At 62.7% G+C, this 11,317-nt stretch carries 11 protein-coding genes and 1 other RNA gene; 5 read left to right on the top strand and 7 right to left on the bottom strand.

Going from position 1 to position 11,317, the window contains the following annotated elements:
* The first annotated feature begins 4 nt into the window (after window positions 1–4).
* A complete protein-coding gene (locus PRZ03_RS08700) occupies window positions 5–739 on the top strand; it encodes a substrate-binding periplasmic protein (RefSeq protein WP_273599947.1) in 735 nt (244 codons plus the stop codon).
* Between the two features lie 10 nt (window positions 740–749).
* Here PRZ03_RS08700 and PRZ03_RS08695 read toward each other — a convergent pair whose 3' ends face one another.
* Together PRZ03_RS08695 and PRZ03_RS08690 are read right to left on the bottom strand one after the other, a co-directional pair.
* Complete coding sequence (locus tag PRZ03_RS08695; RefSeq protein ID WP_273599946.1) at window positions 750–1,805, bottom strand: carbonic anhydrase; 1,056 nt, start codon at window positions 1,803–1,805, stop codon at window positions 750–752.
* A 33-nt stretch (window positions 1,806–1,838) separates the two neighbouring features.
* Entirely contained in the window at window positions 1,839–3,044 is a 1,206-nt protein-coding gene (locus tag PRZ03_RS08690) for a multidrug effflux MFS transporter (RefSeq protein ID WP_273599945.1), read from the bottom strand.
* Between the two features lie 101 nt (window positions 3,045–3,145).
* Here PRZ03_RS08690 and PRZ03_RS08685 point away from each other — a divergent pair, with 101 nt between their 5' ends.
* Window positions 3,146–4,105: a Gfo/Idh/MocA family protein gene (locus PRZ03_RS08685; protein WP_273599944.1), complete on the top strand. Its 960-nt coding sequence runs from the start codon at window positions 3,146–3,148 to the stop codon at window positions 4,103–4,105.
* On the opposite strand, the gene rnpB is transcribed toward PRZ03_RS08685, so the two are convergent.
* An RNA gene (gene rnpB / locus PRZ03_RS08680) (RNase P RNA component class A) lies at window positions 4,100–4,476 on the bottom strand. The genes PRZ03_RS08685 and rnpB overlap by 6 nt on opposite strands.
* 50 nt (window positions 4,477–4,526) lie before the next feature.
* On the opposite strand from rnpB, the gene PRZ03_RS08675 reads away from it, so the two are divergent.
* From PRZ03_RS08675 to PRZ03_RS08665, 3 genes are all read left to right on the top strand, one after another.
* Window positions 4,527–4,826, top strand: a complete 300-nt coding sequence (locus PRZ03_RS08675; protein ID WP_273599943.1) for a helix-turn-helix domain-containing protein — start codon at window positions 4,527–4,529, stop codon at window positions 4,824–4,826.
* Complete coding sequence (cysK, locus tag PRZ03_RS08670; protein ID WP_263533797.1) at window positions 4,816–5,733, top strand: cysteine synthase A; 918 nt, start codon at window positions 4,816–4,818, stop codon at window positions 5,731–5,733. The genes PRZ03_RS08675 and cysK overlap by 11 nt, the downstream gene beginning before the upstream one ends.
* A gap of 125 nt (window positions 5,734–5,858) precedes the next feature.
* On the top strand, window positions 5,859–6,680 hold the full coding sequence (locus PRZ03_RS08665; RefSeq protein ID WP_273599942.1) for a rhamnan synthesis F family protein: 822 nt from the start codon (window positions 5,859–5,861) through the stop codon (window positions 6,678–6,680).
* A gap of 63 nt (window positions 6,681–6,743) precedes the next feature.
* Here the strand turns inward: PRZ03_RS08665 and PRZ03_RS08660 are convergent, their stop codons facing one another.
* Genes PRZ03_RS08660 through pyrC form a run of 4 tightly spaced genes read right to left on the bottom strand, consistent with a single transcriptional unit; the run spans window position 6,744 to window position 11,093 of the window.
* A complete protein-coding gene (locus PRZ03_RS08660; protein ID WP_273599941.1) occupies window positions 6,744–7,766 on the bottom strand; it encodes an FHA domain-containing protein in 1,023 nt (340 codons plus the stop codon).
* Window positions 7,721–9,256 carry a S1 family peptidase gene (locus PRZ03_RS08655; RefSeq protein ID WP_273599940.1) on the bottom strand — a complete coding sequence of 512 codons (1,536 nt, stop codon included), beginning with the start codon at window positions 9,254–9,256 and terminating at the stop codon, window positions 7,721–7,723. Before PRZ03_RS08655 ends, PRZ03_RS08660 begins: the two co-directional genes overlap by 46 nt.
* Window positions 9,257–9,282: 26 nt before the next feature.
* Complete coding sequence (locus tag PRZ03_RS08650) at window positions 9,283–9,975, bottom strand: DUF3025 domain-containing protein (protein WP_273599939.1); 693 nt, start codon at window positions 9,973–9,975, stop codon at window positions 9,283–9,285.
* 59 nt (window positions 9,976–10,034) lie between these two features.
* Entirely contained in the window at window positions 10,035–11,093 is a 1,059-nt protein-coding gene (gene pyrC, locus PRZ03_RS08645; RefSeq protein ID WP_273599938.1) for a dihydroorotase, read from the bottom strand.
* Between the last annotated feature and the right edge of the window lie 224 nt (window positions 11,094–11,317).

Raw genomic sequence — 11,317 nt, 5'->3', positions numbered from 1 at the left:
TGCCATGTACAAGTCCATCGTCACGGCCTTGAGTCTGCTGGGTTTAGGCTTGGTGGCGCCCGCCAGTGCTCAGCAACTGAGCCTCGTCACCGAGGAATACCCGCCCTACAACATGAGCGAGGCCAAGGGTCAGGTCGGCGGCATTTCGACCCAGATCGTCAAGGCCTTGCTGGCCGAGGCCGGGCTGACGCACGACGTCACCATCTACCCCTGGGCGCGGGCGATTTCGATGGCGCGCGCCCAGCCCAATACCTGCGTCTATTCGATGTCACGCACGCCGGAGCGCGAGTCGCTTTACAAATGGATAGGCCCGCTGGTCTATAACGACTGGGCGCTGTTCGCGCTCACGGACAAAATCCAAGAGCCGCGCCCCACGCGGCTGGAGGACCTGATGGATGCGCGCATAGGCAGCTACCAGGGCGACGCCATCGTCAGCTATTTGCAAACGCGCGGCCACCGCGTGGATGTGGCCCCCTCGGACGAGGTCAACCCCAAGAAGCTGCAGATGGGCCGCATCGACTACTGGGCCACCGGCCGCTTGATCGGCCAGTACCGGCTGCAGCAGCAGGGCATTCAAGGGATCACGCCGGTGCTCAACTTCAAACGCAGCGAGATGTACCTGGCCTGCAATCTGCAGATGCCCGATGACTTGGTCAAACGACTCAACGCCGGCCTGCTCAGCCTCGACAAGCAAGGCGTGATCAAGAAGATCTACGCCGGCTTTGGCTACACGCCTTGACGGGATCCGATCAAGGCCCGCCGGACGACTCCTTGATCAAACGCCCGGAGCCGGCCTGAATCGGCCGCGCATTCATCGGATACAGGCGCGAGAAGATCGAAATCTGATTCGCCGACAGTTGCACCGGGCTGCGCATCACCATCCAGAGCACGCCTTCGGAACAAGGCGGCGTGGTCAAGGAGCCCATATAGGTGAAGTAGCTGCGGTCCTCGGGCAGCAGCTGGTTCAGATCGAGCAGACCGGGTGCGGCCAAGGCCTGGCCCTTTTCCAGCGGCAGGTTGTTCCAGATCGTCTGTATCAGCGCCTGGTCACGCCCGCGCTCCAGCAGGACCGCCACCACGCCGAGCTTGCCATCGGGGTCTTTGTGCACCAGATGGGCCACCATATCGTATTGACGACCGTTGATGCGCTCTTCACTGGGGCGATGGAAATGGAACTGCAGCAACTCGAAGCGCCGCCCCATCACCTGCAAGGCATTGCCCGGTGAGACATTGACTTGAATCGTGTGGCCGTTATCCAGCACCGCGAAATTGCTCGGCCGGTAATCGAAATTGATTTTCTCCAGATCGACGCGTATGCCTTCACGGATGTCGATCGGGCTTTGACGAGTGCCGATCGCACATTGGCGGTTTTCAGGGCTCAGCTCGCCCCAACGCTCGGGCGCACCGTCGCCGGTATAGCCCCAATGAACATGCTCTGCGGCCGAATGGGCCGCTGGCTCGGCCGCCTTGACGCCCTTGGCCGACGAGCCTGACTTAGAAGGCTTGCCCCCTTCATCATGGCCGCCGGCGTTCTTGACCTTCATCGCGCCGCTCGAGGCTTCCGCCTTATTGCTCAAGCGCTCGGCCAAGCGCTGGCGCAGCACGTCCAAAGACTCTTCACCGTCCGCTTTGGCAGCAGTAGAAGCCGCCGCCTTGGGCTTGGGCTCATTGGCCCGCGCCGGGCCCATGCCGCAGCAAACCAGCGCGATGATGCCGGCTTGCGCGAGCATCCTCACCCTCTTTTGTTTGAATTCAAATGCCATGCCATGCTCCCGCAACTCGGTGCGCTCTGAGGCATTAGTCATCGGTCGATTTGGCTCAGACTTGAGCCGGCAAGCCTATTTGAGCTGCCGCTTCACAGCAAGCCAGGCCACCAGCCCTATGCTCATCAAACCCATCGAGGTCAGCGCCAAGGCCAAGGTGGAATGCATCACCAAGGGCGCCACCACGCCGGCCACCACGCCATTGGCGGCGCTGCCAATACAGGCTTGCAGCGACGACGCCATTCCCCGCCGCTCGGGCACCTCATCCAGCGCCAGCAGCGTCACCACCGGCACCATCAGGGACCAGCCGAACGAGAAGGCACCGATCACCGGCAAGGCCCAAAACGGGCTCGGCGGCAACAGCAGGTTCAAGCTCACATTGAGCGAGGAGAACACAAACATGATGATGAAGCCGCGCCGGATCTGCTGTTTGGGCTTGATCCTGCCGGCCAGCCGGCCGCTCAACCATGCACCTGCCATGATGCCGCCGATGGCGAAGCAGAAAAACCAGAAGAACTGCGTCGGCGCCAGCTTCAAATGCTCGCCGACGAATACCGGCGCAGCCAGGACATAAAGAAACATGCCGTTGAAGGGAATGCCGCTGGCCAGCGCCAGCAAGATAAAGCGCCGATTTGAGCAGAGCTGCCAGTAGCCACGCAGCAGCGGCCGCACATGAAAGGGCTGCACCATGTCCGCATGCAAGGTCTCGGGCAGCAAGCGCCAGTTGGCGACGAACAGAATCACCCCCACCAAGACCAGAAACCAGAAGATTGCGTGCCAGTCGGTATGCACGAACAAAAAGCCGCCAATCATCGGCGCGATGGCCGGCGCAACGCCGAAGAAAATCGTCACCTGCGACATCACCCGCTGCGCCTCGGACGGCGGGAACATATCGCGGATGATGGCGCGCGACACCACCATGCCTGCACCCGCCGACATGCCCTGCACCGTGCGCCAGAACACCAGCTGTCCGATGCTGCCCGACAAGGCGCAGCCAACCGAAGCCAGCGTGAACACCGCCATGCCCCAGAGCACCACCGGGCGGCGCCCGAAGCTGTCAGACAAGGCACCGTGGAACAAATTCATCAGCGCGAAGCCGAATAAATAACTCGACAGCGTTTGCTGCATCTCGACCGGCGTGGCGTGCAGAGCCGCAGCGATGCCAGCAAAGGCAGGCAAATAGGTGTCGATAGAAAACGGCCCGATCATGCCCAAGCCGGCCAACAACACAGCCAAGGCCCAACGCGGGGCGCGCCACAAATGACCGGCTTCTGGATTCATAAAAGATGAGCCGCGACTAAGGCGAATGTTCTGAGCAGCTGTTCAGTGTAAGGGCGGCCCTAAACTGGCGCCCTCTAAAGCACCTGCTCTGCGAACAATCAATGAACCATCAGCATTTGAATATCGGCGTGATTGGCCTGGGGGTGATGGGGCAGCGCATGTTGGCGCGCCTGGCCGCGCACCCGCAATTGCAGCCCACGCTGATCTGGGACGCCAATCCGGCGGCTCTCGCGAAGACGCTACAGCAATACCCGCAATTGAAGGCAGCCACCAGCGCAGCGCAATTGATCGCCGCGCCCGGCCTGCACAGCCTCTATATCGCGACGCCGCCGGCCCCGCATATGGCATTGACGCAGCTGGCCTTTGACGCCGGGCTGGCGGTTTTTTGCGAAAAACCGCTGACGGTGGACTTCGCCGCAGCGCGACTATGCATCGATCGCATCGAGCTTGAGGGTCAACGCGCTGCCGTCAACTTTGCCCTCGCCTCCTCCAAGGGCCTGGGCCTGTTGCTGGCGTCGCCGCGCGAGGACTGGCGCCGGGTTGAACTTGAAGTGAGCTTTGCCCGCTGGCCGCGCCCTTGGCAGGCGGCGGCCGGCGCTTGGCTGGGCGAACGGGCAGAAGGCGGCTTCACCCGCGAGGTGCTCTCGCATTTCATCTTCGTGCTGCAGCGCGTCTTGGGTCCGGCCAGGGTACTGAGCAGCGTCGCCACATACCCCCAAGACGGGCGCAGCGCCGAAACCGAGCTGCGTGCCGACTTGGATGTGGCCGGCGTTGCGGTAGGCATCAGCGGCAAGGTAGGCGGCAAGGTTGATATGGATGACCAGAACCGCATGCTATGGAGCACCGGCGAGCGCGAGCTCGAACTGAAGCAATGGTTCAGCGAGATTGAGCAGCGTGGCCGCGAGACTCAAATTCCGGCACAGCTTGCCCAAATCGACCAACTTGATCAATGGGTGGCCATGATCGAAGGCCGCCCACACAGCCTGCCCGGCTACGCCGAAGCCCTGGCTGTGCAGCAAACCATAGAGTCGCTGCTGAACCCATCCAAAAATAAAGAGTGAAGCAAGCCGATAGGCCGGATTCTGTGCACCATCCATGCCCTTGCGGGCTGGGATGATGTGACCGCCATTCCTCTTGGCCGGGCATCACTGCCCGGCTCGGTGCCACCTACCCGCCAGCTCTGCGAGCCGCATCAATACTGGCCTACTTGGTGTTGCTGCGCGTAGAGATTGCCCGTTTCACCCGATCCCGCAGGCTGCGCTTGCGGTCCCGCCGAGTTTTGACACCCGGCACGTTTGATCGACTCGTCTCTGTTGCTCTGATCCTCGGCTCACGCCGGACAGCCGTTAACTGCTACGCCGCTCTATGCAGTCCGGACCTTCCTCCAGCCCCATGTTTCCATGCTCGGGCCAGCGGCGGTCTAGCTTGCTTCACAACTAGGATTATCGCCTACGATTCGAGCTTCGTTTGTTAAGCCCCGCCATGCCAAAGATCACCCATATCGACATGCCCGCACCCAGCGGTGATGAGCTCAAGGCCGCCCGCCTGGCCGCCGGCCTGAGCCAGGTTGAAGCCGCTCAGCTCATGGCTTACCCGGTACAGCCGGGCAGCCGCGGTGGCCTGCAATCGCGTACTTGGCAGGCCCTTGAAAGTGCCAGCGACCCGCGCAATATGCCAGGGCCCATCTTTGCCATGTTTCAGCTCTTGACCCAACAACACCCGAGCTTGCACTTGCTCGGCCGCGACCCATCATCCCCAAGGAGTGAATCCCATGAAAGTTGATAACGTTCTCGCCACCATCGGCAACACCCCGCATATCCGCATGCAGCGCCTGTTCGGCGCACAGGCGCAGGTTTGGATCAAGTCCGAGCGCAGCAATCCGGGCGGCTCGATCAAGGACCGCATCGCGCTGGCCATGGTGGAAGACGCTGAAGCGCGCGGCCTGCTCAAGCCGGGTGCGACCATCATCGAACCGACCTCGGGCAATACCGGCGTGGGTCTGGCCATGGTCGCAGCCGTCAAGGGCTATAAGCTGATTCTGGTGATGCCGGACAGCATGTCGGTCGAGCGCCGCCGTTTGATGCTGGCCTATGGTGCCAGCTTTGATTTAACCCCGCGCGAAAAAGGCATGAAGGGCGCGATCGCCCGCGCCCAAGAGCTGGTGGCCGAAAACCCAGGCTCATGGATGCCGCAACAGTTCGAGAACCCGGCCAATATCGCCGTCCACGTGCGCAGCACGGCGGAAGAAATCCTGCGCGACTTCCCCGAAGGCCTGGACGCCTTGATCACCGGCGTGGGCACCGGCGGCCACATCACCGGCTGCGCGCAAGTGCTGAAAAAAGCCTGGCCGAACTTGAAGGTGTTTGCGGTTGAGCCGAGCGCCTCGCCGGTCATCAGCGGCGGCGCGCCTGCGCCTCACCCGATCCAGGGCATTGGCGCCGGCTTCATCCCGACCAATCTGCACACCGATCTGCTCGACGGGGTGATCCAGGTCGAGGCCGAAGAGGCGCGCGAATATGCACGCCGCAGCGCTGCCCAAGAAGGCTTGCTGGTCGGCATCTCCAGCGGTGCCACGCTGGCCGCCATTGCCAAGAAGCTGGCCGAGCTGCCCGCCGGCGCGCGGGTGCTGGGCTTTAACTACGACACCGGCGAGCGCTATCTGTCGATCGAGGGCTTCTTGCCGGTTTAGTGAGTATGAGCAACTTTAACGACACCTTCCGCAAATGGCGCCGCAGTTTCAAGGCCATGTTGCCCTATGTGCGTAGACGCGAGCACAGCGCCTCGCTCAGAAGATTCAACGCCGCGATAGAAGGCTTGGCCTATTCGGCACCACTGGCCTCGCAAGCGCAATTGCACGCGCTCAAGCCGCTTTCGAGCACGCTCAGCAACGAGGTCTGCTTCTTCGTCAGCCATGCCACGCAGCCGCAGCTTAAACACCATGTTGAGGTTCATCTGGACCATCTGTTGCGTGCAGGGCTAAAGGTCGTCTTGATTTTGAATTCTGAGCTCGCGCCGGAGCATGTCGTGCTGGAGGAGCAGTTGCTGGCAAGGCTCAGCGGCGTTTACCTGCGCGAAAACGTGGGCTTTGACTTTGCCGCCTGGGCACAAGTGTTCGCCTTATGCCAGGACACTCAAAACTGGACACGCCTGTTCCTCATCAACGACAGCATCGTCGGGCCACTCAACACCAAGCACTTTGACCAATTGATGGCGCGTGCACGTGGCTCTGATGCAGATGTACTGGGGCTTACCGAGGTTCAGGCTCCACAGCATCATTTGCAGAGCTATTTTCTCGTTCTGAACGCAAGTGCACTGAGGAACCCGGTGACCCAACGAGTGTTCAGTCGGATGCTCAGCCTGCCCTGCAAATCCCAGGTCATCGATGTCTACGAAACCCGCCTGACGGGGACATTGAAGCAGCATGGCTTGAGCTGCATGGCCTTGTTCCCACCCTTGTCAAATGACCGGCACAGTTCGGACGACACCATTCTCAGGTGGAACAAACTCATTGAAAGCGGCTTTCCTTATATCAAGACCAGCATCCTGGACCGATACGCCGGCACGGGCCAGCTTCGCGGTGCGGTGCCCGCAGAATTTATCCCGCAACCTGGCGTGCGCCTGTTTCAACGCGGCTGAAGTACGCCGCCGAAGGTCTCGCTCAGGGCGGCTTTCGCCGCCCTTAGACACCAAGCTTGTAGCCTATTCCTCGCCCCCACCTTCCGTGCTGGGCGACTCGTTGTCCTTGTTGGCTTGGCGCGCCAACTCGGCCTCAAGAGGGCGCAGCGCCTCGATCAAGTCTTGCGGCTGCTTGGGCTCCACGAGGCGCAACGCAGGTGGCGGCAAGGCGCTGAGATAGGCCGGGCCCAACCAGTACTGCTGCTCCTGGCGGCGCGCCACGGTCAGCACGAACAAGGTCGCCAAGCCCGACAGCGCCGCCAGCGCCAACCAGCGCCGTGCACGCGGCCACACCAGGCTGGCATGCCACCACAGCAGCGCCGCCAAGCCGGCCGGGAAGATCACTGCATCCAGGACCATCAAGCGCGGCCAGGACAGCGCAAAAGCCAGCAGCGGCATTGCAATGCCAATCAAGTGCAAGCCGGTCACGACGATCAAGGCCCGGCGCAAATGGGTGAAAAAAGGAAAGCGATGCTGGAATAACTGCGTCACCAAGGACCATAGCGCAGCCCAGCCCAAGATCACCACCAAGGGCCCCAGGACGGCGCTGCTGTAATCAACCCAGGGCGAGCCGGGGTTGAGTTCGGACCAGCGGTCAATCCACAACAAGGCCAGCCACAGCAATAGCAGCGCGGGCACCCAGGCGCCGGCCACCTTGGCGGCGCGTTGCTGGTGTTGCTGCATGGGCTGCTCCGGCGCCAAGGCCTCGGCATTGCTGCGCCAGCGCAGATGGCTGGCGCCGAGTTGGAAAGTGGCGTTGCCTTTGAGGGCTGCGGCATCACCCGCCCGCAAGCGCCGCTCGCCCAGCCAGCCACCGTTCAAACTCGGCATGAGCACCAGACTGGCTGCACCACCTTCGTTCCATTGAAGCAGCGCGTGCTCGGCGGCCAGATGGGTGTCATCCAGCACCACCTCGCAATTGGGGGAGCGGCCAATGCGAGCCGGCCAGCGCGTGATGCGCTGCACCTGGCGCACCAGGCCGTCGCGCCCAAGGACTTCGATTACCGCAATTCTCGCGATTCTTTGTTCTTGTTCTTGCTGATCCACGCGAAGCCCTCCAGGTAATGCGCGCTCAATTTCAACGCGTTGTCAAAGCTGACACCGCGGGCGTCAAAGCGGCCCAGCGCGCCCTCGGTGGCCCCGTCGACCGTGGTGACCAACACGCTCAAGTCATGCAGGCCGGCCAGCTTGCGGTAGGCGCGCAGGCAGACGACCGCGCGCAGGGGGAGGCCATCTCCAGGAGAGCGAAGGGCCGCCCCCGAGCTCTCCGCACCCCCTCGGGGGGCCTGGCGCACAGCGTCGGGGATGGGGGCTCCACCCTCTATGAACTCCTCCTTGCAAAAAGGCGCGGTGCGAAACTTGTCCTCGCGGCCCAGGCGCTCATTGCGAAAACTCCCCGAATACTGCTTGGCGAAGCGGATCGCGCCGAGCTTGGCGCCGTCATAGGCTTCGTGAGACATGGCCAGGTAGCCGGTCTGTATCGCATCATTGACGAACACCGCATGCTCCATCCGGCATTGCGAGCGCTGAAACTCCAGCCCCTTGGTGTCGGCCGGCGTGCCCCTCCCCCAGCAGCGCATGAACTGCTCCTGCGGCACAGGTAACTGGTAATGCGCATGGCCCGCGCTGGCCCAGGGCTGAGCCAAAAAGCGCTGCGTCAACTCATCTTGAAACACCATCAGTTGCTCGCGCAAGCGCGGCCAAGCCGGCGCCGTGACCGGCTTGGCCTTGCGGCCGCGCTCCAGCAAGGCTTGGGCATATTGCCCCGGCACCAGAAAGCTCATCTGCTGCGCAAACGACATCACCGACACATTGACGCCGACCACGCGGCCCTCTTCGTCCACCACCGGCCCGCCACTCATGCCGGGATTGATGCCGCCGGAAAAGTAAATCAGCGGGTCAAAGCTGCGCTCGACCAGGCCGTTGTAATTACCCTCGACGACGGCAAAAGCAATGTCATGCGGGTTGCCCATCGAGTAGATGCGGTCTCCCTTGGCCAGCGGCATGGCAGCAGGGCGAAAGGTCAAGGCGCCACGCCCGGTCAAGCCATGGTCCAAGCCGCCCAGGCTGCCCGACACCACGCGCAACAAAGCGAGATCGCGGCGCACATCAAAGTCGAGCAACTCAAGAGCCCCCTCTTGCCCATCGGTGCTGGCAAATCGCAGGCGGTAGCGCTCGGGTTCCAGCGCGAACTGGCTGATGACGTGGTAGTTGCTCAACACATGACCGTCGGCACTGACCAAAAACCCGGAGCCGACCGAGGCCTGGCTGTTCTGCGTCTTGAGCAGCGTGCGGATCTGCAGCAGCTGCGCCCGGGCATCTTCATAAATCCGCCGCGCGCTGGCCGAAACCACGGCAGCCGGCGCTGATGCGGCGGGGGCGGCCGGTGCTGCCGCTGTTGGCGCCGCTAGCGGTTTGGGCCCAGGGTCTTGTTGTGCCTGCGCCCCGATGGCCACGGCCAAGAGCAGCCAGGCCAAGAGCCCGAAGCGCAGGCTTGGCCGCGCGCCCGAAGCGGCAAACATTGTCAGCAAGGTCATCCCCCTCATTTCATCTGTGCGCGATGCTAGCCGGTTTGCGCGCGCGCTGCCGGGCGAAAAACACCGGTGTCTGCATAGAAGCTCTCGGCTTCATTGGCGGCCCACCAGCCCGGCACGCCCAGGACCGGCAGCGGCAAAAATGGCTTGCTTGCCAACCACGCGGGGTCGAGCGCGGCATCCTGCTGGGTAGACACGCTGCCCATAGGCATCAATAAAACATGGGCGCAAATCGGCTTGCGCGGTTGCATCAACTTCTCCAGCAAGGCGTGGCCAATCAAATCTAGCCTCACCTGCGCCCACAAAGGCCGCAGCCGAATGAACAGCCCCTGCCAATCCCGCTGCTCCAAGGCCTCGCACAGCTCGGGCGGTGCCCACATCAGGGCGGCATTCTCGTCCACCACCGTCAAGGCATCGCGCAAAGGCCCGCGTTGCGCCTGCACGCCGCCGCTGCGCTTCAGCGCCTCGATATGGGCGGCATTCAAGCCCGCCTTGAGCAAGGGCCAATGCAGCCAGATCAGGCCGTTGAGCAAGTCATGCAGGTTCTCGCGCGTGGGCACGCAGGCACTGCGATGGATGAAGGCCTCGTAGGCCTCGCCCTCGGGCAGCTCGGACTGAGGCACGAAACGCAGATCACCATGGGCCAAACGAATCGGCCGGCCTTGCAACTGCTTGTTCAGGGCATCGGCAACCGATGCGCCTGCCGCCATGTCTGCCGACAAGGCCTCGCCTGTTTGGCGATAGGGCGCCAGCCAGGCGGCGCTCCAATCCAGGCTTGGGTTCAGAGCAGCTTCCAGCTCAGCGTCTCGCCGCCACGCAAAGGCTTCAGCTGCGCCTCGCCAAAGGCTACGGCACTGGGCAACGTCCAGTCCTGCTTGCGCAGCGTCACGCGCTCGGTGTTGCGCGGCAGACCGTAAAAATCGGCACCGTTGAAGCTGGCGAAGGCTTCAAGCTTGTCCAAGGCGCCCATCGCCTCAAAAGCCTCGGCATACAACTCCATCGCCGAGGCGGCCGTGAAGCAGCCGGCGCCGCAGACCGAGTTCTCTTTCATCTGCGAAGCATGCGGCGCGCTGTCGGTGCCGAGGAAGAACTTGGGGCTGCCCGAGGTGGCGGCCTTGATCAGTGCTTGGCGGTGGATCTCGCGCTTGAGCACCGGCAGGCAGTAGTAATGCGGACGCAGGCCGCCGGTGAAGATGGCGTTGCGGTTGTAGAGCAGGTGTTGCGGCGTCAGGGTCGCGGCGGTGAAGGCATCGGCGCCAGCCACATAGTCGGCCGCTTCCTTGGTCGTGATGTGCTCAAACACGACCTTGAGCTCCGGCATATCGCGGCGCAAGGGCAGCATCACGCGGTCGATAAAGACGGCCTCGCGGTCGAACACATCGATCTCGGGGTCGGTGACCTCGCCATGCACCAAGAGCAGCAGGCCTTCGCGCTGCATCGCTTCCAGCGTCTTGTAGGTTTTGCGGATATCGGTCACGCCGGCATCGCTATTGGTGGTGGCGCCTGCCGGGTAGAGCTTGAGCGCCACCACGCCCGCATCCTTGGCTCGCTTGATCTCGTCGACCGGCGTCACGTCGGTCAGGTACAGCGTCATCAGGGGCTGAAAGCTCATGCCGGCTGGCACGGCCGCCAAGATGCGCTCGCGGTAGGCCACCGCCTGCGCAGCGCTGGTCACAGGAGGCCGCAAGTTAGGCATGATGATGGCGCGGGCGAACTGGCGTGCCGTGAACGGAATCACGCTCTGCATCGCGCCTTCGTCGCGCACGTGCAAATGCCAGTCGTCGGGGCGGGTGAGACTGAGCTCCTGGGGAGCGGCGGTAGGGGTAGGGATTTGGGCCATGGGGGGATTGTCCCAAAACTCCATGATGCGCTGGGTCAAAACTTGGCTCATCAACATTTACTTTGAGACAAGTCCTGCGGCCGCTACGTTCCCTGAGCAGCCGCAGGACTCGACCTTTGGAGGAATTTGGTGCGGCCGGGCCGCAGATTTGCAAGGGATTTGCGCCGTTTTTCAGGTACGAGCCCGGCTGCGGCTTTGCTAAGGTGGGCGAAGCTCGTGTACCG

Source organism: Roseateles albus (genome assembly GCF_028595345.1).
Lineage (GTDB): Bacteria > Pseudomonadota > Gammaproteobacteria > Burkholderiales > Burkholderiaceae_C > Paucibacter_A > Paucibacter_A albus.
Note: the sequence above shows the minus strand (reverse complement) of the source record. Positions and strands in the feature narration are given on the sequence as shown.